General features: G+C 65.9%; 19 protein-coding genes. 5 read left to right on the forward strand and 14 right to left on the reverse strand.

All coding sequences use genetic code 11. From position 1 onward, the window contains the following. Positions 1–28: 28 nt before the first annotated feature. The 5 genes from ACRQ5Q_RS38640 to ACRQ5Q_RS38660 form a co-directional block, all read right to left on the reverse strand. Positions 29–967: a dihydrodipicolinate synthase family protein gene (locus ACRQ5Q_RS38640; RefSeq protein ID WP_439371498.1), complete on the reverse strand. Its 939-nt coding sequence runs from the start codon at positions 965–967 to the stop codon at positions 29–31. A gap of 123 nt (positions 968–1090) precedes the next feature. Then, positions 1091–3172 (reverse strand): methyl-accepting chemotaxis protein, encoded by a 2082-nt coding sequence (locus tag ACRQ5Q_RS38645; RefSeq protein WP_439395025.1) that lies wholly within the window; start codon positions 3170–3172, stop codon positions 1091–1093. A 121-nt stretch (positions 3173–3293) separates the two neighbouring features. Further along, the gene (locus tag ACRQ5Q_RS38650; RefSeq protein WP_439395027.1) at positions 3294–4064 is read right to left on the reverse strand and encodes an enoyl-CoA hydratase; all 771 of its coding nucleotides are present in this window, start codon (positions 4062–4064) and stop codon (positions 3294–3296) included. A gap of 10 nt (positions 4065–4074) precedes the next feature. Next, the gene (locus ACRQ5Q_RS38655; RefSeq protein WP_439395029.1) at positions 4075–4524 is read right to left on the reverse strand and encodes a MarR family winged helix-turn-helix transcriptional regulator; all 450 of its coding nucleotides are present in this window, start codon (positions 4522–4524) and stop codon (positions 4075–4077) included. A 49-nt stretch (positions 4525–4573) separates the two neighbouring features. Continuing rightward, positions 4574–5236, reverse strand: coding sequence for a TetR/AcrR family transcriptional regulator (locus ACRQ5Q_RS38660; RefSeq protein ID WP_439395031.1), 663 nt, complete (start codon positions 5234–5236; stop codon positions 4574–4576). A gap of 90 nt (positions 5237–5326) precedes the next feature. On the opposite strand from ACRQ5Q_RS38660, the gene ACRQ5Q_RS38665 reads away from it, so the two are divergent. Together ACRQ5Q_RS38665 and ACRQ5Q_RS38670 are read left to right on the forward strand one after the other, a co-directional pair. Further along, the gene (locus ACRQ5Q_RS38665) at positions 5327–6574 is read left to right on the forward strand and encodes an HlyD family secretion protein (protein ID WP_439371503.1); all 1248 of its coding nucleotides are present in this window, start codon (positions 5327–5329) and stop codon (positions 6572–6574) included. Continuing rightward, a complete protein-coding gene (locus ACRQ5Q_RS38670) occupies positions 6516–8138 on the forward strand; it encodes an MDR family MFS transporter (RefSeq protein ID WP_439371504.1) in 1623 nt (540 codons plus the stop codon). The genes ACRQ5Q_RS38665 and ACRQ5Q_RS38670 overlap by 59 nt, the downstream gene beginning before the upstream one ends. 273 nt (positions 8139–8411) lie before the next feature. Here the strand turns inward: ACRQ5Q_RS38670 and ACRQ5Q_RS38675 are convergent, their stop codons facing one another. The 5 genes from ACRQ5Q_RS38675 to ACRQ5Q_RS38695 all read right to left on the reverse strand — a co-directional run bounded on the left by ACRQ5Q_RS38675 (position 8412) and on the right by ACRQ5Q_RS38695 (position 15405). Then, positions 8412–10073 (reverse strand): tannase/feruloyl esterase family alpha/beta hydrolase, encoded by a 1662-nt coding sequence (locus ACRQ5Q_RS38675; RefSeq protein WP_439395033.1) that lies wholly within the window; start codon positions 10071–10073, stop codon positions 8412–8414. A gap of 91 nt (positions 10074–10164) precedes the next feature. Next, positions 10165–11619, reverse strand: a complete 1455-nt coding sequence (locus ACRQ5Q_RS38680) for a GntP family permease (RefSeq protein WP_439395035.1) — start codon at positions 11617–11619, stop codon at positions 10165–10167. Between the two features lie 3 nt (positions 11620–11622). Then, on the reverse strand, positions 11623–12642 hold the full coding sequence (locus ACRQ5Q_RS38685) for a patatin-like phospholipase family protein (protein ID WP_439371507.1): 1020 nt from the start codon (positions 12640–12642) through the stop codon (positions 11623–11625). Between the two features lie 109 nt (positions 12643–12751). Beyond that, on the reverse strand, positions 12752–13996 hold the full coding sequence (serA, locus tag ACRQ5Q_RS38690) for a phosphoglycerate dehydrogenase (protein ID WP_439395037.1): 1245 nt from the start codon (positions 13994–13996) through the stop codon (positions 12752–12754). A 176-nt stretch (positions 13997–14172) separates the two neighbouring features. Further along, on the reverse strand, positions 14173–15405 hold the full coding sequence (locus tag ACRQ5Q_RS38695; RefSeq protein WP_439371509.1) for a rhodanese-like domain-containing protein: 1233 nt from the start codon (positions 15403–15405) through the stop codon (positions 14173–14175). A gap of 181 nt (positions 15406–15586) precedes the next feature. Here ACRQ5Q_RS38695 and ACRQ5Q_RS38700 point away from each other — a divergent pair, with 181 nt between their 5' ends. Next, entirely contained in the window at positions 15587–16255 is a 669-nt protein-coding gene (locus ACRQ5Q_RS38700) for a hypothetical protein (protein ID WP_439395039.1), read from the forward strand. A 44-nt stretch (positions 16256–16299) separates the two neighbouring features. Here the strand turns inward: ACRQ5Q_RS38700 and ACRQ5Q_RS38705 are convergent, their stop codons facing one another. The 3 genes from ACRQ5Q_RS38705 to ACRQ5Q_RS38715 all read right to left on the reverse strand — a co-directional run bounded on the left by ACRQ5Q_RS38705 (position 16300) and on the right by ACRQ5Q_RS38715 (position 20930). After that, positions 16300–17493, reverse strand: a complete 1194-nt coding sequence (locus ACRQ5Q_RS38705) for a PepSY-associated TM helix domain-containing protein (RefSeq protein WP_439395041.1) — start codon at positions 17491–17493, stop codon at positions 16300–16302. Between the two features lie 2 nt (positions 17494–17495). Further along, positions 17496–19841, reverse strand: a complete 2346-nt coding sequence (locus ACRQ5Q_RS38710; RefSeq protein WP_439395043.1) for a TonB-dependent siderophore receptor — start codon at positions 19839–19841, stop codon at positions 17496–17498. A 204-nt stretch (positions 19842–20045) separates the two neighbouring features. Continuing rightward, positions 20046–20930: a dihydrodipicolinate synthase family protein gene (locus ACRQ5Q_RS38715; RefSeq protein WP_439395045.1), complete on the reverse strand. Its 885-nt coding sequence runs from the start codon at positions 20928–20930 to the stop codon at positions 20046–20048. Between the two features lie 179 nt (positions 20931–21109). Here ACRQ5Q_RS38715 and ACRQ5Q_RS38720 point away from each other — a divergent pair, with 179 nt between their 5' ends. Then, positions 21110–22522 carry an FAD-binding oxidoreductase gene (locus ACRQ5Q_RS38720; RefSeq protein WP_439395046.1) on the forward strand — a complete coding sequence of 471 codons (1413 nt, stop codon included), beginning with the start codon at positions 21110–21112 and terminating at the stop codon, positions 22520–22522. A gap of 12 nt (positions 22523–22534) precedes the next feature. Continuing rightward, positions 22535–23215, forward strand: a complete 681-nt coding sequence (locus ACRQ5Q_RS38725) for a GntR family transcriptional regulator (RefSeq protein WP_439371515.1) — start codon at positions 22535–22537, stop codon at positions 23213–23215. A 6-nt stretch (positions 23216–23221) separates the two neighbouring features. Here the strand turns inward: ACRQ5Q_RS38725 and ACRQ5Q_RS38730 are convergent, their stop codons facing one another. Then, positions 23222–23386 carry a hypothetical protein gene (locus ACRQ5Q_RS38730; protein WP_439371516.1) on the reverse strand — a complete coding sequence of 55 codons (165 nt, stop codon included), beginning with the start codon at positions 23384–23386 and terminating at the stop codon, positions 23222–23224. Between the last annotated feature and the right edge of the window lie 336 nt (positions 23387–23722).

The raw sequence follows: 23722 nt of genomic DNA on the forward strand, positions 1-23722 counted from the left end.
GGGCTCCTCGCAATGACGGCAGAGGGGCTTACTTGCCCCACCGCAGCGCCAGTGCATCGCGCTCCTTGGCGAGCTCCAGCAGTCCCGCGCGCGTCGCCGGATGCAATGGCTGCAAGGGATGCCGCACGGCCTCGGACTTGATCACGCCGCCGGCCTGCATCATCACCTTGCAGGCGATCAGGCCGCATTGGCGATTCTCGTAGTTGATCAGCGGCAGCCAGCGCTCGTAGGCGGCTTTCGCCTTTTCGCGGTCGCCGGCGAAATAGGGATCGATGATTTGGCGGATGCCGTCCGGATAGCCGCCGCCAGTCATCGCGCCGGTGGCGCCGGCGTCGAGATCGGCGAGTAGCGTGATCGCCTCCTCGCCGTCCCAAGGGCCCTCGATGTCCTTGCCGCCGGCCTCGATCAGGTTACGGAGCTTTGCGGCCGCGCCCGGAACCTCGATCTTGAAATAGCGGATGTTGGAGAATTCGCACGACAGCCGGGCCAGCAGCTCGACCGACAGCGGCGTGCCGGCGACCGGCGCGTCCTGGATCATGATGGGAATGTTGATCGCGCCCGAGAGCACCTTGAAGAACTCGACGATGCCCTTCTCGGGGACGCGGAAGGTCGCGCCATGATAGGGCGGCATCACCATCACCATGGCGGCGCCAGCGGCTTCGGCCTGCTTGCTGCGCGCGGCGCAGACGGCCGAGCTGAAATGGGTCGTGGTCACGATCACGGGAACCCGGCCCGCGACATGCTCCAGCACCGTATGCATCACGGTTTCGCGCTCGGCATCGGTGAGCACGAACTGCTCGGAGAAGTTGGCGAGGATGCAGATTCCATGCGAGCCGGCGTCGATCATGAAGTCGATGCAGCGACGCTGGCCTTGGAGGTCGAGCTCGCCGCGCTCGTCGAAGATGGTGGGCGCGACCGGGAACACGCCGCGATAGGGGCGCTGGGCCTTGTGTGAGGTGACCGGCATCGAACTCTCCATCCTCAGGTGTCTTGCGTCTGTCCTCGCGAAAGCGGCGCGGCGGCACAGATGTAGCCGCCGCGCGGACCGGCGGCAATGCCCGCGCGACGCTGGGATGGAGGACGAGCGAAGTTACGCGGTCTTCACCGTGCCAAGGAAGCCCTCGACCGCGACGCGGAGCCGATCGGCATCGGCCGACATCTTCTTCACGGATTCCGAGAGCACCGTGCCGGCATTGCCGGTCTCCTGGTTGAGCCTGGCGACGCTGCCGATGGTATCGGTGACCTCGCGGGTGCCTTGCGCGGCCTGCTGGAAATTGCGCGAGATCTCGGTGGTGGCGGCGCGCTGCTGCTCGACGGCGGCGGCAATCGCCGTCATCTTCTCGTCGATGCCGCTGATGGCGCCGCCGATGGAGCGGATAGCGGTCACCGCCTGGCCGGTCGCGCCCTGGATCTCCTCGACCTGGCGGGAGATCTCTTCGGTCGCCGTTGCGGTCTGCGCCGCGAGGCTCTTGACCTCGCCGGCGACCACGGCGAAGCCGCGGCCGGCCTCGCCCGCGCGCGCGGCCTCGATGGTGGCATTCAGCGCCAGCAGGTTGGTCTGGCCGGCGATGGCGTGGATCATCTTCACGACTTCGCTGATGCGGCTCGCGGTCTGGTCGAGGATCTCGACCGTCGCGTTGGTCTGCTCGGCCTGCGCCACGGCCTCGCGGGCTTCGCGGGCGCTCGACTGCACCTGCGCGGAGATCTCGCCGACGGAGGCGGAGAGCTCCTCGGTCGCGGCCGCGATGGTCTCCAGATTGTTGGTGGCCTGCTCGGCGGCGGAGGACACCGCCGCGGTCTGGCTGCTCGATTCCGCAACGAGCGAGCGCACGCCGGTTGCGGTCGCATCGAGCTCCTTCGTCGACGCCACAACGCTGTGAATGACGGCCTGCACGGTATCGTCGAAGCTGCGGCACGCCGCATCCACCGTGCCGGAGCGGGCAAGCTGCAGTGCCTGCTGCGATTCGCGCTCCTGGCCAAGACGCTCCGCGGTCGCCGCGCTTTCGCGCAGGCTTTCGAGCGCCGCCGCCATGGTGCCGAACTCGTCGGGATATTTGGACTGCGGAACCGGTGTCGCATAATCGCGCGCGCCGATCCGCGCGATGGCGTCAAGAATGGCGCGCACCGGGCGCATCAGGCGGCTGCGCACCACATAGACGCCGGCCAGGGTCACGGCGAGCGCCAGCAGGAACGCGAGCGATTGCACCACGAGATTGGTGAGGGCCTTGGCCTGGATCGTCTCCGCGCGCGCGATCGACTGGTCAAGGGCCTTGTTAGCGATGGCGACGATGGGCGCGAACGGGGACTGGCACAGCGCATTCCATTCCGAGGCAGACATCGCGGGCTTGCCGCTGCCATCGAAATTCTTCGTGAGGTCCCCGATCTGCTTGAGCACGCCATCGGTCTTGGCCTTCGCGTCCGACGCGGCCGTCACCAATTCAGCCGTCACATCGGGCGCGGCCAGTAGCTCCGCCATGCCTGCCCAGCCGGATGTGATGGTGCCATCCCACTGCGCCAACGACCTCTTCTGGGCGTCGTCGAGCGGCTTGCTGCTGTTGACGTTGGAGCGAACCGAGGAGCAATGGATGCCATAGCGGTCGCGCACCTGCCAGGCGAAGCGGCGGACCTGGATCATGCGCGCGATGTAGGGATCGTTCATCCAGGCGCGGTTCGACACCGCCGCGGAGGCGAGGTTCGCGGTGTCGATGACCTTGGTGACGGCATCGTACCAGGAATTGGTGCGCTCGATCTTGCGCTCGGCGCGCGGACGCTTGGCTTCGTCGTAGAACAGCTGGAACTGCGGCGCGGCGTCGTTCCAGCGCTGCTTCAGCGTGCTGGCGAGCTCATCGCGGCGCGCGAAATCGACGGTCGCGAGCGCGGCGCTGATGCCGTCATAGCCGGCCTCCTCGGCCTTTTCGGCTTCGACGAGTTTTGCCTTGGGATCGTCCTCGCCAAGGATGGCACTCTGGGCGTCGCCGCGATTCTGGCGAAGCGCGAGGACGCCATGGAAGATCGCCTTGTCCGCGGCAGCGAGGCGGGCCATCTCCAGGCTCTCGCTATAGCGGCCGAAGGCGCCGACCATCTGGATTGCGGTGCAGGTCAGCGCACCGCTAGCCAAGAGGGCCATCAGCACCAGCAGGAGCGTGCTTACCGATTTCTTAAGAAGTGCCATGAGCGAGGCGGGCCTATTCGTCGATAGAGGCCACCTTGCATCGCGACATGCCAATGTTTCGTTAAGGTTATCGTCAAACACCCGCTTTCCGGCCTGCCGCGCCGCCGCCCGCCAGGTTCCATTACGCGACCTTCGTGAAATCCGGCGGGCGGCGCTCGGCGAAGGCCGTGAAAGCCTCGCGTGCCTCGGACGTGCGCAGGCGCTGCGCGAACTGCTCGCCCTCGGCCTGCATCTGTGCGACCAGTGCTTCGCCGTTCCGCATCAGCTTCTTGGTGGCGGTGAGCGCGCCGGCCGGCTGGCGGGCGAGCCGCTGCGCCAGCGCGAGCGCCTCTGCATCGAGCCTGTCGAGCGGAACCACGCGGTTGGCGAGACCCCATTCCAGCGCGGCCCTGGCCGGCACGGTCTCGCCGAGCGCGAACATCTCATAGGCGCGCGCATGGCCGATGCGCGCCGGCATCAAGAGGCTGGACGCCGCTTCCGGCACGAGGGCGAGGCTGACGAAGGGCGTCGACAATTGCGCGTTGTCGGCGAGCACAACGAGGTCGCAATGCAGCAGCATCGTGGTGCCGACGCCGACGGCGCGGCCCTGCACCGCCGCGACCAGCGGACGGGTGCAGCGCGCCAGCGACTGGATGAAGCGGACGACGTTGCGGCTTCCTTCCGACTTGCCGGATGCGACGGCCGCGAACTCGCCGACATCGTTGCCGGCAGTGAACATGTCGCCCTCGCCGCGGATCAGGATCACGCGGGCGGACGGATCGAACTCGGCCGCTTCGATGGTGTCGGCGAGCTTGCCATACATCGCATCGGTCAGCGCGTTCTTCTTGTCGGGACGCGCCAGCGTCAGGGTGAGAATTCCGCCGTTGTTCTCAACTCGCACATGCTCGGTCATTGCTCTCTCCTTATTCCTCTGGGTCTCTTGGAAACTTGTCCTGAATGCTCGTCAGCCAGCGCGCGACGATGTCGATCTCCGCGGCTGTAAATCCATCCGTCAGCGCCGCGTTGATCCTGGCCGCGTCGGTCTTCGCCTGCGCCAGCACGGCACGTCCCTTCGGCGTCAGCCACACGCGGAAGGCGCGCCCATCCTCGCGATCGGGCCGGCGCTCGACCAGCCTCGCCGCAGCGCTGCGATCGACAAGCCCGGAGATGCCGGCCGGTCCCATGTCGAGCGCCGCGCCCGCTTCGCCCATCAGCACGCCGTCCTGCTTGCCGAGGATGAACAGCAGCCCGGCCTGCGCCGGCGTGACCTCATTTCGCGGTTGCGCCGCCATCCAGCGCTGCAAGCGCCGCTGTGCGACGTTGAGCAGGTAGATCAGCCGGTGATGCCTTGCCTCGGGCGATTTATTTCGCATGCGAAATATATATAGCCGAGCGCCGGCCGGTTGTCAAAACCTGCCGGAGCTAACTGCCCGACGGCCCGCGACAGCTGTCGAGCAGAATTGCGGCGCATGCCTTCGCCCGCCTCTCGATCTCCTTCCGCGAGGGCAGTGTCAGCCCGGCGTAGATCGCCGCGCGCTGCGGCGCCGAGACCATCATGCCGATCATCATTCCGGCGGCTTCATCGACGTCATCAAGTGCGATGCGCTTCCTCTTGACTTGATCGCGGAGCCAGCCCGCGAGCGCCGCCGCGGTACGGGAGATGCCATCCCTGTAGAAGTTCGCGGCAAGCTCTGGAAACGTGGCTGACTGTTGCAGCACCATACGCTGCAGCGCCACGACCTCTGGATCGAGCGCGAGATCGGCACAGGCGACAAGCACGGCAGCCAGGCTGGTTTCGATGTTGGCCTGATTGTTGGCCTGAAGATTGACGTCGGAGAGCAACCGGTCGAGCCGGTCCGCGCACATCGCCTCGAACAGCGCCGCCTTGCCCGGAAAAAGCCGATAGAGAGTCTTGGTGGAGATGCCGGCGCCGCGCGCCAGCTCTTCGGTGCTGGTTGCTGCGTAGCCGTCGACGGCGAAGGCGTGCCGTGCCGCCTCGATGACGATGCGCCTCGTCTCGTCGTCGCTGCGTACCGGCGGCCGCCCGCGGGGGCGGCCTTCTGAGGACGGTTTTGCCTGAGCCATGTTTTTAGATGATGCCTGTCATTCCATTGACTCTCCCCAAGCTAGTCCTATTTTGGAAATCGTCAAGTTTCCTAATTCAGGGAGCCGGCCATGACCGTGCACACCAACCCGTCCAAGACTGAAACCATCGTGGTGCCGACCAGCCCGCCCGAAGGCATCCTGCCCGCAGCGCCGGTACCCGCCCCGCGCCGAAAGCTGAACCTTCGCAAGCTGTTGCTGGCGGGCGTGGCCGCTGCCGCCCTCGCCGGCGCGAGCTGGTACGGCTACGAGTACTGGACCGTCGGGCGTTTTCTCGTCTCCACCGATGACGCTTATGTGAAGGCCGACAACACCACCATCGCGCCGAAGGTCAGCGGTTATCTCGACCGCGTCCTGGTCGGCGATAACGAGCATGTGAAGGCCGGCCAGGTGCTGGCGCGGATCGACGATCGCGACTTCCGCGTCGCGCTCGACCAGGCCAGGGCCGACGTCGCCGCCGCGAACGCGACGGTGACGAGCAAGCAGGCCCAGCTCGAGGTTCAGGAAGCGGTGATTGCCGCCGCGAAGGCGACCATCGATGTCGACACCGCCGCGAAGACCTTCGCGCAGCAAGAGAACAAGCGCTACACGGATCTCGCCAAGACCGGCTATGGCAGCGTGCAGAATGCGCAGCAGGCGCAGGCGCGCGATGCCGGCGCCGACGCCGCGATCGCGCGCGACAACGCCAACCTCATCTCCGCACAGAAGCAGATCGACCTCCTCAAGGCCGAGATCGTGCAGGCCAGGGCCGCCGCCGCGCGCGCAGCCGCGGTCCAGCAGCAGGCGGAGCTCAATCTCGGCTACACCACGATCGTCTCGCCGATCGACGGCGTCGTCGGCAACCGCACCTTGCGCGTCGGCCAATATGTGCAGGCGGGCACGCAGCTGATGTCGATCGTGCCGGCCACGGGCACCTATGTGGTCGCCAATTTCAAGGAGACCCAGCTCACCCATGTCCGCGCCGGACAGAGCGTCGAGATCGAGGTCGACACGTTCCCGGGCCAGCGCGTGCACGGCCACGTCGATTCCATCGCGCCGGCCAGCGGCCAGGAATTCGCGCTGCTGCCGCCCGACAACGCCACCGGCAATTTCACCAAGATCGTGCAGCGCATTCCCGTGAAGATCGCGCTGGACGCCGAGACCGCGCCTGCGATCGCGCTGCGGCCCGGCATGTCCGTGATCCCGACGATCGCAACCCGCTCAGCGCCGACCGCCCAGGCGGCAGCGACCAAAGCGAAACCCGTCTCCGGAGGGTCGTACCATGTCAAACAGCCTCTCAATACCGACGCCGGCACAAGCAATTCCGGCCGCGACGCCTGAGCGCGTCGCTGCCGACTCCAATCGGGCCAGCGCCACGATCTGGATCGCCGTGTTCGCCGCGATGATCGGCGCCTTCATGGCGATCCTGAACATCCAGATCACCAACGCCTCGCTGCTCAACATCGAGGGGGGCATCGGCACCGGCGCCGACAACGGATCCTGGATCTCGACGTCCTATCTGATCGGCGAGATCATCGTCATTCCGTTGACCGACTATCTGTCGCGGGTGTTCTCGTTCCGCAACATCATCCTGAGTTTCGCGAGCCTGTTCGCGGCCTTCTCCGTCGCCTGCGCCTTCACCCACGATTTGCCGTCGATGATCGCGATGCGCGGCCTCCAGGGCTTCTTCGGCGGCGTGCTGATTCCGATGGCGTTCACGCTGGTCTTCACCAAGCTGCCGAAGGGCCAGCAGCCGATCGGCCTGGCCATGTTCTCGCTCGCCGTGACCTTCGCGCCCGCGATCGGGCCGACCATCGGCGGCTATCTCACCGAGAATTACGGCTGGCAGACCATCTTCTATGTCAACGTGATGCCCACCGCCATCATGGTGACCATCCTCTTCTTCACCCTGGAGCGCCAGCCGATGAATCTCGGTCTGCTGCGCGAAGGCGACTGGTTCGGCATCGCGACCATGGCGATTGGCCTTGCCTCGCTTCAGGCCGTGCTCGAAGAAGGCAACAAGGACGACTGGTTCGGATCGCCCTTCATCGTGCGGCTCGCGATCATCGCCGCGATCAGCCTGTCGCTGTTCATCTATATCGAGCTCGTGGTCGAGAAGCCGCTGCTGCGCCTGCGGCTGCTGACGCAGTGGAATTTTGGAGTCGGGACCATTGCCGCGGTGTTCCTGGGCTTCGCGCTGTTCGGCTCGGTCTATCTGTTGCCCGCCTATCTCGGCCAGGTGCAGGGCTACAATGCCGAGCAGATCGGCAACGTGCTGGCCTGGACCGGCCTGCCGCAACTCCTCTTGATTCCTTTGGTGCCGAAGCTGATGCAGCGTTTCGATGCCCGCTACATTGCGACGGCCGGCCTGCTGCTGTTCGCCGCGAGCTCGTTCATGAACATCATGATGTCGCTCGACTACTCAGGCGATCAGTTCTTCATCCCCAACGTCGTGCGTGCGGTGGGCCAGGCCTTGACGCTCGCGCCGCTCTCGGCGCTGAGCCTCGGCAGCGTCGCGCCGCAGGATGCGCCCGCCGCCTCCGGCATCTCCAACATGATGCGCAACCTCGGCGGCGCCATCGGCACCGCGGTGCTCGCCACCATCGTCACCAAGCGCGAGCAGTTCCACTCCAACATCATCGGCCATTCCGTCACGCTCGGCCGCGAGGAGGTCCGTGATCGCATCGCTCAGATGACGAATTACTTCATGGGCCACGGTGTCCCCGATCCCAATGCCGCACGCGAGCAGGCCATCATCGCGCTTGGCAAGACGGTGAAGCGCCAGGCGCTGGTGATGGGCTATTCCGACACCTTTGCCGTGATCGGCGTGGTGCTGGTGCTCGCCGCGATCGCCGTGATGCTGACGCGGCGGGTGAAGGGGGCGGGTGGAGGTGGTGCGCACTAACGTCCCTCCTTCAATTGTTATATGTCGCGGCCGTCCGCGCCTGGCGGCCGCGTTGTTTTACTGATTATTCAATCATAGATCGCGCGTTAGCCGTTATGAATAGCATGAGTGGCGAGAACGAGCTTGCCCAACTCGTGATTCATAGTGACGACGATACGCCGGACCTGTTTGTGAAGGATCTGCTTCGTCAGTCCTTGGCAAATCGGAGCGGGAGGCGGCCGTGCTGATCACTCAAGTCGAACAGAAGCAAAAGGCGGTTTGCGGACCTTACCCTCACTGCGCGCAGAAATAGCTCGACGTCTCCTTTACCGACCCCGCCTTGTAGTGCGGCCAGGCCGGCCAGCGGCACAGTGGCAGGGCGCGGACGACAGGAAACGCGGGCGCTTCGACCTTCTGCTCGGTCACTTCGAGGTCGCCCGGCGCCTGGTCCTTCTCGACCCAGTCGACCAGCACGCTGAGCATGTCGACATTGGCGGGCGCGCCCGACCCGACATGATCGACGCCGGGCGCGGTGTAGAGCCGCGCGAACTGCGCCGTCGTCGCCGTCCCCATCAAGCGCTCGACGTTCTCGAAATAGCGGATGCCGGCATAGGGGCTTTGCGCATAGTCGGCCATGTGCTCGAGGATGATCAGCTTGCCCTTGCGCTCGCGGAAACGGCTGAGATCGGGATCAGTCGAATCCATCAGCCTGGAGACTTCGAGCAGCCGTGCCTTGTGGTCCTCGGGTTTGTAGGTGGTGACGTCGAGCTTGGGATCGCGCGCGAACACATATTGAATGCCGCCGGCGCCGTAGATCCAGGCAATGCCGTTGTTCGGCGCGGGCGGCTGCGCCGGCGGCGCGGTGCCCAGCCACCAGGCGACCCAGCCGCCGGTCGGGCCGATTGCCGGCGTGTCCTCGCCCGAGACGCCCCACCCCGGATAGTCATCGAGGCCGTTGGCGAGCACGAAGGGGAATTTATAGGTCGCGTGCAGCGTGTTGATCGCCTTGATCTGGGGATCGGTCAGGCACTGATCGCCGCTCTTGCCGGGCTCGCAGCGCAGCGTCTCGATCTTGAACGCCGCCTTGCAGCCGACGGGATCCTGCACCAGCGCGTCGTCGGAGCCGTCGGCCTTGTCGCACGCCGCGCGCACGGCCTCGCCAACGAGCTTGACCTGCGCCGGGTTGATCCAGCCCTCTCCCATGGTCACGAGGCCCGACCGCATGCCGGCGTGCTGCAGGCCGACCCAGTTGATGACGGGGACGCGGGCGAAGATGCCGTCGAAATCGTCGGGGTAGCGCTGCGCCATGGTGAGGCCTTCGCGGCCACCCTCGGACGAGCCCATGAAATACATCTTTTCGGGCTTCCTGCCGTAGGCGCGCTCCATCAGGGTCACGGCCGCGTCGCGCACCTTCTTGTAGGCGCGGTGGGCAAAATTCTCGAAGGCTTCGTCATTCAACGCGAAGACCTGAGGCAGCTCGCCAGGCTTGGTCTCGTGACCTGAATCGGTGCCGTAGGTGGCGAAGCCGCGCGCGAGCGGCGATGGCTTGTCGAACGGATAGGCCGGCGGCAGCGCAAGGCCGGTGATCAGCATGCCGTTGAAGCCGCCGCCGCCATATTGCACCGAGCGGCCGTTCCATTCGATGGGCAGGTTGACCTGGAATTTGATCGGCGGCGCATTGGGGTCGACCGGGTCGATATGGCCGAGCACCTTGCAGAAGCCGGGATTGGCAGGGGTGACGCGCCCCGACGGCGTCGGGCCGCGCTCGGCAACGGCGAGCGGCGACGGCGACTGAAACGCCGCGGCATCGATCTTCATGGCGTCGGTGCCGCCGACCAGCCCCTTGCAGACCGTCTCGGCATCCTCCGCCAACGACAGCGCCGACGCGCCGCTCGCGCTGATTGCGGCTGCGGTGCCCACGAGCCATGCACACAACTTCGCTCTGTTTCGCGTCATCGTTTCCACCCGGCTTGTTCCGTTGGTTCGAAAGTTGGCCGCATTCAATGCAACCTTCGCCCGTCCGTCAATCGCTGATGCCTGCTTTCCGTCAGAACGAGCCCAGCGCGCTACCGAGGGCAATCACCGCCACCAGCGCCAGGAGGGACGTCACGATGCCGACCATGACGATGTCGAAATAGCTGTCGCGATGTGTCAGGCCGCAGATCGCGAGCAGGCTGACCACCGCGCCGTTGTGCGGCAGGATGTCGAGTGTCCCGGCGCCGATCACCGCCACGCGATGCATCAGCGCAACGTCGATGCCGGTCCGCGCGGCCAGTTCGACATAGGTCGGGCCGAGAGCCTCGAGGGCGATGGTCAGGCCGCCCGATGCCGATCCGGTCAGCGCAGCCAGGATGTTGGTCGCGACGGCGAGCGAGACCAGCGGTCCGCCCTGGATCGCCAGCACCCAGTCGCGCACGATCGTGAACGCCGGCAGCGAGGCGACGACCGCGCCGAATCCGACGAGGCTGGCGACGCTGAACGCCGGCAGGACCGATGCATTGGCCCCGGCGTCCATGGTCCGGCGCAATGCCGACAGACGCGCCCAGTTCAGCGCGATGGTCGTGACGATGGCCGCAGCCAGCGCAACCGCAACCGACCACACGCCCGCGACGGCCGCGAGCCTCGTGTCACCAAAGCGTTGCTCGGCGAGATAGCTGACATCGAGCCGCGGCAGCACCACGAGCGACATCAAAAGATTCACGGTGACGACGACGACGAGCGGCGCGATGGCGTTCAGCACGGGCGGTGGCCGCTCGCTGCGATGACCGTGCTGGAGTTCCGCCGGATCGAACTCGCGCGCGGTCGTCGCGCGTTCGCGCACGAGCTCGTCCGCGGCGGCGCGCTCGGCCGAATCCTCGACGTCATCGCCATAGCCCTCCCCGGCACGGCGCGCCGCAGCTTCGGCGCGATGCAGCCACCATAACCCCGTGCCGAGCATGATAAGCGAGGCAACGATGCCGAGGCCCGGCGCGGCAAAGGGCGTCGTGCCGAAGAACGGCATCGGGATCGCATTCTGGATCGACGGCGTGCCCGGCAGGGCCGACATCGTGAAGGTCGACGTTCCCAGCACGATGGCGGCCGGGATCAGGCGACGCGGGATCGAAGCCGCGCGAAACAGCGAGCGTGCCATGGGAACGATGACGAAGAACGCGACGAACAGGCTGACGCCGCCATAGGTGACCAGCGCGCCGGCGAGCACGACCGCCAGAATCACGCGGTGCTCGCCGAGCCGCTCCGCCATGAAGTCGGCAACCGACGTCACCGCGCCGCTGTCATCCATCAACTTGCCGAAGACGGCGCCAAGCAGAAAGATCGGAAAGAACTGCGCCAGAAATCCCGCCGCGTTCACCATGAAAACCTGGGTCAGGTTCGCGAGCAGCGGCTCACCGCCGAACAGCGCGGCAACGAGGGCCGCGAACGGCGCGAGCAGCAGGACGCTCCAGCCACGGAAGGCGAACAGGACGAGCAGGCCGAGCCCGACGAGGAGGCCGAGGAGACCCATGCCTCAGCACTCCGCCAGCAGGACGTCGAGATCGGCCGTCGATCGCCGCCCGATATCGGCGCCGTGCTCGGCGAGGAAGGCGTCTGCCGCCATACGCCCCTCGGCGCGCAGCATCGAGACGAACTCCCACTCCGCGTTGAGCTTCGACGAGGCGCCGAACTTCGCCAGCATGTCGCTCTTGATCCGGTGCATCCGCATCTTCGCCCAGCGCGCGCCCTCGCCGCTGCCGGGATCCGCCGCCTGTCGCAGCAGCGCGATCATGCGCAGCTCCTTCATCAGCGGCGAGTTGAACGAGATTTCATTCAGCCTGTTGAGGATTTCAGCCGCCGTCCGCGGCTGCTCCGGCCGCTCGGTCGGATTGATCTGGACGAGGATGGTGTCGTGCGCGTCGCTCTCGCGAACCAGCGGCGTGATCGTCGGGTTGCCGGCGTAACCGCCGTCCCAATAGGGCTCGCCGTCGATCTCGATGGCACGGAACATGGTCGGCAGGCAGGCCGATGCCAGCAGCACATCCGCCGTGATCTCCGCGTTGCGGAAGATCCGGCCGCGCCCGGTGCGCACCCGCGTCGCCGTGATGAACAGCTGGATCGGCGAGCGCACCAGGCGTTCGAAATCGATGCTCTCGGCGAGGACCGCGCGCAGCGGATTGTAGCCGGTCGGATTGAGATCGTAGGGCGACAGCACACGCGACATCAGGTCGGTGAGGATGTAGAAGGGCGACGTATCGAGGGTCCAGCGCCCCATCAAGCGGTCGAGCGGCGAGCGTTGCAGCAGGCTGAAGGCCGCGGCCTTCGACACACGACGCCAGTATCGGTCGAGCGCCTCACGTGCGCCCTCGGCGCCGCCCGCCGTCCAGCCGTCCGCCAGCACCGCCGCATTCATCGCGCCCGCGGAGGTTCCGGAGATCGCGGCGATGCTGAGCCAGTTTTCCTCCAGCAGGCGATCAAGCACGCCCCAGGAGAAGGCGCCGTGCGAACCGCCGCCCTGCAGCGCGAGATCAATCAGTACGGCGTCCCGTTCCATGGCGGACACTCACGCAGCTGAGGCTCAAATTGGACATGATTGGAACACGTCGAATTCGGCCACAGTGTGGGAGCAGTCGCCGCAAGATGCAACCGGAACGAGGGGATCTTTAGTGCTCGAATACCAGCCGTGCGCCGATGGTGCCTTCGAGCGCGCGGATCTGCGCCAGCAGCTCGCCCGAATCCTGGCCGCCGAGATCGGCGTCGAGCACGACGTAGCCGAGGTCGCCGGCGGTCTCCAGATACTGCGCGGCGATGTTGATGTCGCGCTGGAGGAAGACCTCGTTCAGCCGCCGCAACATGCCGGGCACGTTGCGATGGACGTGGCTGAAGCGCGCGCCGGAGGGACGCAGGTGCAGCTGCACTTCCGGGAAGTTCACCGCGCCCATGGTCGAACCCGTGATGAAATAGTCGACCAGTTTCCGCGCGACTTCCCCACCGATGCGCTCTTGCGCCTCCTCGGTCGAGCCGCCGACGTGCGGGGTGAGGATGACGTTGTTGAGGCCCTGCACCGGGCTCTTGAATCGCTCGGAATTCGAGGACGGCTCGACCGGGAATACATCGATCGCGGCGCCGGCGATGTGACCGTCGCGCAACGCAGCCGCGAGCGCGTCGAGATCGACCACGGTGCCGCGGCTGTTGTTGATCAGGAACGAGCCCGGCTTCATCGCCCGCAGCTCCCTCTCGCCGATCATGCCTGATGTGTCCGGCGTCTCCGGCACGTGCAGGCTGACGACGTCGCTCTGCGCCAAGAGCTCTTCGAGCTTCTCGACCGGCTCGGTGTTGCCGTGGCGGAGCTTGTCGGTGCGATCGTAGAAGATCACGCGCATACCCATGGCTTCAGCGAGCGTCGAGAGCTGCGAGCCGATATTGCCGTAGCCGACGATGCCGAGGGTGCGGCCGCGCACCTCGCGGCTTCCGGCCGCAGATTTGTCCCAGCCGCCTCCGTGGGCCGACACCGAGCGCGGAAAGATCTGCCGCAGCAGCATCACGATCTCGCCGATCACGAGCTCGGCAACGCTGCGGGTGTTGGAGAACGGCGCGTTGAACACGGGGATACCGCGCTTGCGCGCCGCCAGCAGATCGACCTGGTTGGTTCCGACGCTGAAGCAGCCGACCGCGAGAAGCTGATCGGCGGCCGCGAGCACGTCGTCCGTGATCTGGGTACGCGAGCGGATGCCGAGCAGCGACACGCCCTTGAGCGCCCGGCGCAGGTCCTCGCCGTCCAGCGCCTTGGTCAGCCGCTCGACATTGGTGAAACCCGCGCTCCTGAACAGGTCCACAGCGCTGTCATTGACGCCTTCGAGCAGCAGCGCCTTCGCGCTGCGCTCAGGGCTTTGGCCTGGGGCTGGCATAGTATCTCCTGAAATGGCGGCTTTGCCGCAGCTCATAGACCGCGGACGGTGCCCGGCACAATAGGGATTGGATACGGGAGGAAGATGGGGGACCAGAGGTGTGCTTGGCATCCCACCAGCGCCACCTCAGAGTGACAGTGATAGACCATCGCTCTGGTGCGAGGCAGCCAGTCGCATCAAATCACATAAAACCCGTGCGTCCCATCCAGCCGGAGTTGCTCGACGAGGCCGTACTCCCAGTCGAGATAGGCCTGCATCGCGGCTTGCGCGACGTCAGTGCCCTCATAGGGGCGGCGGTAGCGGTGGGCAGGATCCGGCTTCGGCAGCACCAGTGGCGGGCCGACGTCCAGCGCGCCGTCATAGCCGCCCTCGCGCACATAGACTTCCCAGCCCATCTGCGCGAGCCAAGACGCCGTCATGTCGGCGCGCACGCTCTTGTCGTCGGTGAGCACAATACGCGCGCCCCGCACCGGCGCGGCCATGTCGGTCTCCTGGACCAGCTGGCCGCCCGGATAATGACGGAAGCCCGGGAGATGACCGGCCGCATATTCCTCGGCATCGCGCACGTCGAAGCGGAAGAGCGTGCGGTCGGACTGCGCGACAAGCGCCGCCATCTCGCCCGCACCGATGTGGCGGACGCCGGCGCGATAGGCGACGTCGCGGGCTTTGGCCGGGCCGCCCTCGAAGGACCCGATCGCGCCGCGCCTGTCAGCGCCGTGATTGAGCGCGTGCCGCGCCAGCGTCCAGCCGATCGTGCCGTTGCGCAGCGCCCGCACCTTGTTCGGCACGCCGGCATTGATCAACGACTGCGTACCGATGATCGAGCGCGTACGGCCGGCGCAATTGACGATGATGGTGGTGTCGGGATCGGGCGCGGCCTGCCCCGCCCGCAGCACCAGCTCCGCGCCGGGCACGCTGACCGAGCCCGGGATGTTCATGGTCGCATATTCGTCGAAGCGGCGGACGTCGAGGATGGCGATGTTGGCCTTCTCCGCGATCAGCTTGGCCACCTCGTCGGCGCTGAACGATGGCGTGTGACGGCGGGCCTCGACCAGCTCGCCGAATGCCTTCGAATAGGAATTGACGTCCTCGAACACCTGGTAGCCCGCCTCGCGCCAGGCCTTCAGCCCACCCTCGAGCGCGCTGATGTTGGTGTAGCCGAGCGCGGCAAGGCGTTCCGCGCCGGTCGCAACCAGCCCCTCGCCGTCATCATAGAGCACGATTGCCACGTCCTTGCGCGGCAGCCGCACCTCGGCCTCGACAGCGATCCGGTCCGCGGCCATGTTGGCGGCGAACAGCGGATGGCCGGTGGCAAAGGCGGCCTCATATCTGAGATCGAGCAGCGCAATTTCTTCACGCAGGAGCAGCGCGCGGCGGATATCGGCGGGGGTGACGGTCGGGATCGTCATCAGACATGCAGCCTTGGAAGTTTGAACGGTCGCTTTTGGCCGATTGCAGACCGCTTGACCAGCCCGGTAAGGGCATGCCCTCCCGCCCTGCGGCGTGCGATCCCGCGGAGCTGCGGAAAGAAGCATGTTGTCCGCAGGGGCTGGGCGGGTAAAGTTCCGATTCGTGCGTTGAGGGGGCAGCATGCGAATCATGAAATTTCTGGTGGTGTTTCTGGTGCTTCCGGGTGCAGCCATCGCCGCGCTGACCAACGCGGAGCGCAAGTCCCAATTCGAGCGGGCGATGGCTTCAATCGTCGCAGCGACGACGCCGACCGTGTTCGGCTTTGTCCGCGACACGCTGATCAAGGACTATATCGCCTGCAAACCCAACAAGGGGCAGGCCGTGGAGCTCGTCGGCGCGCGCTATTTCCGGTCCTGTGAACACGAGGACGCATCGATCGCCGGCGAGCGCTCGCTGGAATCGTGCCACTTGCGCTATGGCAAGCCATGCGCCCTGCTGGCGGTGAACGAAGAGATCGTCGTGGAAGGCGAGCTGACGGCGCGGGACATGCCGCGCCTGCATTATGCGGGCAAGTATGACCTGTCCCAGATCCCGATCATCCGGCGGGTGACGCGGCAGCGCGCCGACGTACAGAACTACGACAAGGCCATGGAGCCCAAGGCCATGGCGATACACCCCTGGGGCAAGTTGTTCATCTCGGCCGGGGATCCAACTCTGCAGGACGCACAGAGCTCCGCACTCGCAAAGTGCAATAGCGATCCCGCGCGGAACGGCAGGGATGGCGGCTGCTTTGTCTACGCCGTCAACAACGACGTCGTTATCGGTGAACGGCGCATGCAGCCGAAGTGACCTGACGACGCCGGATGACGCCAGACGATCGAGGTACCGGCCCCTCACTCGCCCGGAACGAGGCGCGCGAGCGGCGCCCGCGCCGGCCGCCGCAGCTTGCGGCGCGACAGGTAAAGCAAAATGCCGGTGACCGAGAACAGCGGCATCAAGCCCGCGGCAATCATGAACGCGAGCTTGCCCGGCCACCCCAGGATCGCGCCGCGATGGATGTCGTAGATGGCCGCGATGGTCTTCTCGCCGAAGGTCTTGTCGAGATAGCGCTCCGCGGAAACCAACTTGCCGGTGATGGCGTCGATACGAAACTCGTCGCGCGTGGCCTCGAGCGTCATGTCTTTCGCCCACGACCGGATCCGTATCACGGTGCCGGGGCTGGGCGGAAGCGTCAGCAGCGCCCGGGAGAAGCGGCCGCCCTCCTCGCGTTGGAACGTCGTCCATGCCCGGTCGAAGCTCATCTGAGCCGGCCCGGAGTTGACAGTTGCGCGCGGAGCCTTCGCGGACATCCTGGGCTGCATCTTCGCAGCGCCGACCTCGGGGCGCGACAGCAACCACACGACGCCGTCCTTGTACCAGTCGAACGAGTACCACAGGCCCGTGAGCGTCATGACAAGATAGACCGGAAGAACCCAGGTACCGATGACTGCATGCAGCGAGCGATGCAGCCCGCGCCCGCCGAGACCGAGATTGGGCTTGAGCCACATCTTCACGCTGCTCGCGCGGCGCGGCCAGCGCAATACGAGGCCCGAGAGCAGCATGACCATGAGGCCGAGCGCGACGACGCCGGTGACCTGGCGTCCCCAGCCTTTGGCGTCGCCGGGGATGAGCAGCCAGCGATGCAGCCTGCGAACGGTCGCGAAGAATTCTTCCCCGCGCGGCGCACCCAGCACGCGCGCGTCATATGGGTCGACATAGAGCGACGTCGGCCGAGCGCCCTGCTCGTCGCGGGCGAAGCGGACCCGCACGGCGGCGGCCGGATCGCTCGACAGCATCACGGCCGAGACGTGGCCGACGTCCTGCCCCGGCTTCAGCCGCCCGACAAGCTCATCCGGCATCAGTGCCGGCATCTCGCGCGGCGCGACCTGCATGATGCCGGCGTTGAGATGATCGACGATCTCGTCCTCAAAGCTCATGACCGCGCCAGTCAGCGCGATCAAGGCAAGCAGCAGCGCGAGCGCCAGGCCCGCGATGGAATGGACCTGGAGCAGAGCGGCCTTGATGGTGCGGCCCAGCCGCGCTCCCATGGCTAGAAGCTCACCGTCGCCGACAGCGAGAAGCGCCGGGCATCGGCCATAGCGACGGCTAAAGCGCTCCCGGTGGTGGACGTATAGTAGACCTTGTCGAACAGGTTCTTGACGTTGAACTGATAGGTCACAGGCAGGTTGTCGATCTCCGTGTCGTAGGTCGCAAAGACGTCAGCGACGGTATAGGCCGGCAGAAAGAATGAGTTGGCGGAATCGGCCGGCCGGTCACCGACATAGTGCGCGCCGCCGCCGAGCCGCAGTCGTCCGGGCAACCGCTCGCCGAAATCGTACACGAGATAGAGCGAGGCCGTGTTCATCGCGGCGTTGAACAGCTTGGCGTTGCCGACATCTGGATCGTTGATCAGGCGCGCATCGGTATAGCCGTAACTTCCGATCATGCTCCAATCGCCGGTCAGCTTGCCGGTCACGTCCAACTCGACTCCGCGCGACCGGGCTGCGCCGGACGTTCGCGCCGAAACCGTGCCGTTGCCGAGATCGTCCCTGACCAGCACATTCTTCTTCTGGATGTCGTAGAACGCCAAGTTACCCGACAGCCGCTTGTTGACGTCGAATTTGAAGCCGGTTTCCCACTGGGTGCCTTCCTCGGGCGGGAGATTCCCCGTGACCACGAAGCCTATGGTGGTGCCCGCGAACGGCGCAATGGTCGAGGTCGGCTTCAGCGATTGCGTGTAGCTCACGTAATACGAGAGCTGGTCGTTCAGCTTGAAGATGACGCCGCCGAGCGGCAGCACCTTGTCGCCCGCCAGATTCGTGTTCGTCATGAACTTCGGCCGGCCTTTTCCGGCGAGCTGCTCGTATTCCATCCAGCGCACGCCGCCGACCACGGACAGCCAGTTGTTCACATGGAACGTGTCCTGGGCGAAGAAGCCGCGGGTGCCGAGCTTGTCGGTCTGCTCGCTGTCGACTGCGGAAATGGTCGTGCCCGGCATGACCAGCCCGTAGATCGGGTTGTAGAAGTTGAAGCTCGGGGTGGCCTGGCGGATCAGGTCGTGGCGATCAATGGTGCGATACAGCGCCTCGCCGCCGAACAGGATCTCGTTGCGGAAGCCGCCCACCCAGACGTCACCCTGGAGATAGGAGGTGCCGTAGCTGGCGTTGCTTAGCGAATTCCGGGTGCCGTCGTTGCTGCGGGTCTCGACGCCGGTCCTGGCATTGACGTTGGTGATGCGAAGCTGATTGGCGCTGTAGGTCTCGGTGTTGTAGCTGTAGGCTGCCGTGACCTTCCAATTGTCGTCGAGCTTCTGCTCGACCGAGCCCTGTATCAGGTCGGAGGTGCCCCACATGTTGTTGAACGGCTCGTCGAGCCGGCGCGTCTTTGGAATCGCCAGCGGTGCGCCGTTGACGAAAGCCGTGCCGCGGTCGAAGGGATAGATGAATTCGCGATGCTCATAGGTCAGCTGGACCGTCGTGGCGTCGCCGTACCAGGCCAGCGACGGGTTCACCAGCATTTCCCTGTGACGGCCGAAATTCCGCCAATAGTCCTCGCCGACCCCGTAGCCGATGAAGCGATAGGCAAGACCGCCGTCGCCGATCGGACCGGTGATATCGAGCGTGCCATCGGCCCCGTTGCGGTTGTTCGCGTAAGTCGAGCCGAGCAGCGTGACCGAGCCATGCTGATAGAGCTCCGGACGCTTGCTGATGGTGTTGACGATGCCGCCGGGGTCCATGATGCCGTAGAGCAGCGAGGCCGGCCCTTTCAGCACCTCGACGCTTTCGACAGCGGCATTGAGGCTGCGCCCCTGCACCAGCGGCATGCCGTTGCGCATGATCGAGCCGTCGCGATTGTCGCCGAAGCCGCGGCGAATGACGGCGTCCTGCGTGCCGGCGAGCGTGTTGGTCTGGGTGATGCCCGAGATGTTGATCAGGGCATCGTCGATGTTGCGCGGGAGCTGATCCTTCAACACCTGCTCCGGCACGATGTTGACGGACTGCGACGTGTCGAGCGGTAAAGCGCCGCTGCGCAGCGTCGTCGCGCTCGGCATCGCGCGGTACCCCAGCTTTGCGGCCTGTTGCGCCGCGGCTTCGGCGGCGGCGCGCTCCGAGCGCGTCGGCACCGCAGGCGCGGCCGTGGCGCTGCGGCTGCGCTGGCGCGCGGCGGCCGGCGTGTGGCGCGAAGCCCCCTCCGATGCGCGTGCCGTTTTCGGCCGCGACGCCGGGGCTTCCACCGTTACCGGCGGCAGAGCCGATTGCGCCTGCGCACTCGTCGTGTTGGTGGGAGTTTCGATGAGCAGCACCGCTGCACCGATGAGAAGACCTGCACGGCTCTTGCCGGCACGGGTTCGATGGCCGCTGTCGCGCTGGCCATCCACGAAGGCACGCACTTTCATTCCACTTCAAGTCAAGAACGTTGAAGTGTGCGCGTGTAACAGTTGCCGGGATCGAGGAGAACCGTAGCGGAGCTTGAATCGCTCTAGTGTTGAATCGTTCTAAGCGCAGAGCAGCGCCGAATTGCGATCTCCGATTGATGGCACGTTTGATCGCGACACGCTGCGCGAGAGTTCGCAGTGAGCAGGTCGCAATGCTGCGCGATCTCACGCGATGGCGGGAGCGACCAACTCGTCGAGCTTGCGTTTGAACGCGCTGCCGCCGGACAGGGCGCGGAGCGGCGGACGCACGCGCAGCCAGCCGGCATCACCCGTCTGCGCCGCGAGGATCGCCTTCAATGTCGGGACCAGGGACGGCGTCTTCACCACGACATCGATCGCGGCCTGCATGCGCTCTTCGACTTCCTTGCCGTCAACCATGCCCTTGACCAGCTCGGGCACGACATTGGCCATGCCGCAGATGGTGCCGGCGCCGCCCGCGGCGATCGCGCGGGTGATGTCGGCTTCGTTGCCGACCGTGATGGCGAGCTCTGGCGCGGCGGCGCGGAACGCCTGGAACTGCTTGAAGTCGCCACTGGAGTCCTTGAGGCCCGCGATCACCTTGCCGTAGCGCTTGCGCAGGCTTGCGGCGACCGTCGTCGGGATCGCGACGCCCGAGACTTGCGGGATGTGATAGAGCGAAGCGCGCAGCCGATCGTCCGCGACGCCGTCGATGACCGCGGCAAAGGCATCCTCGATACCCTCGGGCGTGACGTTGCGATCGAAGTAAGGCGGCAACAGCAACACGTGGCGCAGGCCGAGGCCGAGCACGGCACGCGTCAGCGCGATGCTGTCGGTGATGGCGGGAAAGCCGCCGCCGATTCCGATGCGCTCCGCAGCGACGCCGCTCTCGAGCAGCGCCTCGATGGTCGCGATGCGTTCGGCGGCATTGAACGAAGTGCCCTCACCGGTGGTGCCGAACAGCACGACGCCCTCGACGCCTTTGCTGAAGAGTTGCTTGGCATGCGCGGCGAGCTTTGCGGAGTCCACGCTGCCGTCCGTCGCCAGCGGCGTCGCCGACGCCACCCAGAACCCGCGAATCGCCTCCGTCATCACACTACCCTCTGATTGCTGAGCCGGCTAAGCCTCTGAACGCTAACGATCTTTCTCAGCCAGACGGAGCCATGTTTTTGCTTTACTTTTTACCTTGTACCTTACATACAAGGCGGACGCAAACCCTTTCCACCATCGCGGCGCGCATGAGTCGCAGCCGAATCCTTAAGAGGTCTCGCATGAACATGGTGACCCCTGTTGGACGACCCGATCAGTTGCTCGGCGCGTTGCGCGACAGGCTCGGCGCAGCCGCCGTGCTTGTTGGTGCGGACGTGCCGGCGCGCAATTGCAATGACTGGAGCGCGAGCCTGCCGCAGACGCCGCGCGCGGTGATCCGACCGCTCGATGCGCAGGGCGTTGCCGATGCGGTTCTGGCCTGCCGGCAGGCGCGCCTGCCGTTCGTGCCGCAGGGCGGATTGACCGGGCTGTGCCGCGGCGCCTCGCCCGAAGCCGGCTGGGTCGCGATCTCGCTGGAGCGCATGACCGGCATCGAGGAGATCGATCGCGCGACGATGACGATGACGGTGAAGGCGGGCACGCCGCTGGAGACGATCCAGAAGGCCGCCGACGAGGCCGGCTTGTTCTTTCCGCTCGATCTCGGCTCGCGCGGCTCCTGCGCCATCGGCGGCAATCTCTCCACCAATGCGGGCGGCAACCGCGTGATCCGCTACGGCATGACGCGCGAGCTGGTGCTCGGCCTCGAAGTGGTGCTGCCTGACGGCACCATCATCACCAATCTCAACAAGCTGATGAAGAACAATGCCGGTTACGATCTGAAGCATCTCTTCATCGGCTCGGAAGGCACGCTCGGCATCATCACCCGCGTCGTGCTGAAGCTGTTCCCGAAGCCGCGCTCGACCATGGCAGCGCTCTGCGCGCTGAAGGACTATGCCGCGGTGATCGCGCTGCTCGATGCCGCGCGTTCGGGTCTCGGTCCGCTGCTGTCGGCGTTCGAGGTGATGTGGCCGGATTATTGGGACGTGATCACGACTCGCGCCGGCGTAAAACCGCCGGTCGCGGCAGGCCATGGTCTCTACGTGCTGGTCGAGGCGCAAGGCACCGACGAGAGCATCGATGCGCCGCGCTTCCAGAGCTGGCTCGAGGAGCTGATGCAGCGCGGGCTGCTGCCCGATGCCGCCGTGGCGCAGTCGCTGGCACAGACGCAAGCCTTCTGGCGCGTGCGCGACATCTGCGCCGAGTTCGGCCAGGTGCTGGGCCCGCACATCTCCTACGACATCGGCCTTGCGGTGGCATGGATGGACGAATTCGTCACGCGCTGCAAGGCCGCGTTGGCTGGCGGTATCGAGGGCTGCGAGAGCGTCTATTACGGCCATATCGGCGACGGCAATCTGCATCTGGTCTCCTGGGTCAGCGGCCTCACGGTCGAGCAGCAGCCGAAAGAGGACATGGACGCGATCATCTATGGTCTCGTCCGCGAGATGGGCGGCAGCGTTTCCGCCGAGCACGGCATCGGCACCTTGAAGAAGAAGTGGCTGGGCCATGCCAGGAGCGAGGCCGAGATCGCGCTGATGCGGACGCTGAAGGCCGCGCTCGATCCCGATCATCTGCTCAATCCCGGCAAGGTGATCTGAGCGGGAAGGCGCATGCGATCGCTCAAGCTCGATACACCGAAATCGCTGTCGCAGCGCGTGATGCAGCGGCTGCGCCAGGCCATCGTCGACGGCGAGTTCGCGCTGGGTGCAGCGATCTCGGAAGAGAGGGTGGCAAATTCCTTCGGCGTTAGCCGCACGCCGGTGCGCGAGGCGATGGGCCAGTTGCAGGCGCAGGGGCTCGTGGTGATCCGCCCGCAGGTCGGCAGCTTCGTTTTCACGCCGAGCGCCGACGACATCACCGCGCTCTGCACCTTCCGCATCGCGCTGGAGCCCAAGGCGGCCGCGCTCGCCTTTCACCATGATCGGGAGGGAGCGATCGCCGCGATGAGCGACGCGATCGCGGCGATGGAGCCTGCCGTCGCGGCCAGGGACAATATCGCCTATGGCCGCGCCGATGCCGCGTTCCACGAGGCGCTGTTCGCTTATTGCGGCAACAATTACCTCGTCGAATCCTACCAGCTCGTCTCCGGCCGGGTCGCCGCGCTCCGCACCAACCTGACCTCGCCGATCGATGTCAGGACCCGCACCTCATTCGACGAGCATCGCAAGCTGCTGGAGCTGTTCGCGCGTGGCGAGTTCGCCGCTTTCGAACAGCTGATGACGACGCACATCACCAATTCGGGCGTGGTCTATGCGAAGGCCTTGAAAGTGGACGCGCTGAAGGCGGATTGAGCGCGACTACCGCGCGTCCCTCGATCCCGGCCGGTCCAGAAAGTCCAGCGCGGTGTTGATCTGCTCGAGCTGGTGCTCGATCCTGTCGCGGTCCTCGACGACCCGCGCCTTCTCGAGTTCCTCCACGAGCTTCTGCTTTCGCGCCAGCAAGTTCTCTATGACCGTGCTCACAAGCCCCCCATCGCCCCGAAGCGAGCGTCGGGGCAGAAATCCGGCCAGCGGCGCTGGCGGAATTGTCGGGGCGCGCGCGAGCGGGGGCTCGCGCGGGCGCCAAGGTCAGAATGTTCGCGCGGGCGGTTGGTTCCTGCAAGTGAACCACAATGCCGGCGGATGTGATCGTTGCGCCACTCAATGCGTCAAGACGATACCTGCAGGTTGCATCGACGCGACAAATGCAGGAGATGGCGACCGGGAAGACCGCCAGCAGCGCACATTGTGCGCCATTGGGGGAACCCTAATCAGCGAAGGCGGCATGGCGGCCGGTTGAATTCGCAGGCGTGGAGTCCT

This window comes from Bradyrhizobium sp. PMVTL-01, from assembly GCF_051861855.1.
Taxonomy (GTDB): Bacteria; Pseudomonadota; Alphaproteobacteria; order Rhizobiales; family Xanthobacteraceae; genus Bradyrhizobium.

Coding starts and splice junctions, on each gene's coding strand:
- serA (WP_439395037.1), bottom strand. CDS start 13,996: ATGCCAGCCCCAGGCCAAAGCCCTGAGCGCAGCGCGAAGGCGCTGCTG.
- ACRQ5Q_RS38725 (WP_439371515.1), top strand. CDS start 22,535: ATGCGATCGCTCAAGCTCGATACACCGAAATCGCTGTCGCAGCGCGTG.
- ACRQ5Q_RS38675 (WP_439395033.1), bottom strand. CDS start 10,073: ATGACGCGAAACAGAGCGAAGTTGTGTGCATGGCTCGTGGGCACCGCA.
- ACRQ5Q_RS38680 (WP_439395035.1), bottom strand. CDS start 11,619: ATGGGTCTCCTCGGCCTCCTCGTCGGGCTCGGCCTGCTCGTCCTGTTC.
- ACRQ5Q_RS38700 (WP_439395039.1), top strand. CDS start 15,587: ATGCGAATCATGAAATTTCTGGTGGTGTTTCTGGTGCTTCCGGGTGCA.
- ACRQ5Q_RS38660 (WP_439395031.1), bottom strand. CDS start 5,236: ATGGCTCAGGCAAAACCGTCCTCAGAAGGCCGCCCCCGCGGGCGGCCG.
- ACRQ5Q_RS38655 (WP_439395029.1), bottom strand. CDS start 4,524: ATGCGAAATAAATCGCCCGAGGCAAGGCATCACCGGCTGATCTACCTG.
- ACRQ5Q_RS38720 (WP_439395046.1), top strand. CDS start 21,110: ATGAACATGGTGACCCCTGTTGGACGACCCGATCAGTTGCTCGGCGCG.
- ACRQ5Q_RS38665 (WP_439371503.1), top strand. CDS start 5,327: ATGACCGTGCACACCAACCCGTCCAAGACTGAAACCATCGTGGTGCCG.
- ACRQ5Q_RS38705 (WP_439395041.1), bottom strand. CDS start 17,493: ATGGGAGCGCGGCTGGGCCGCACCATCAAGGCCGCTCTGCTCCAGGTC.
- ACRQ5Q_RS38710 (WP_439395043.1), bottom strand. CDS start 19,841: ATGAAAGTGCGTGCCTTCGTGGATGGCCAGCGCGACAGCGGCCATCGA.
- ACRQ5Q_RS38645 (WP_439395025.1), bottom strand. CDS start 3,172: ATGGCACTTCTTAAGAAATCGGTAAGCACGCTCCTGCTGGTGCTGATG.
- ACRQ5Q_RS38640 (WP_439371498.1), bottom strand. CDS start 967: ATGCCGGTCACCTCACACAAGGCCCAGCGCCCCTATCGCGGCGTGTTC.
- ACRQ5Q_RS38695 (WP_439371509.1), bottom strand. CDS start 15,405: ATGACGATCCCGACCGTCACCCCCGCCGATATCCGCCGCGCGCTGCTC.
- ACRQ5Q_RS38670 (WP_439371504.1), top strand. CDS start 6,516: ATGTCAAACAGCCTCTCAATACCGACGCCGGCACAAGCAATTCCGGCC.
- ACRQ5Q_RS38685 (WP_439371507.1), bottom strand. CDS start 12,642: ATGGAACGGGACGCCGTACTGATTGATCTCGCGCTGCAGGGCGGCGGT.
- ACRQ5Q_RS38715 (WP_439395045.1), bottom strand. CDS start 20,930: ATGACGGAGGCGATTCGCGGGTTCTGGGTGGCGTCGGCGACGCCGCTG.
- ACRQ5Q_RS38650 (WP_439395027.1), bottom strand. CDS start 4,064: ATGACCGAGCATGTGCGAGTTGAGAACAACGGCGGAATTCTCACCCTG.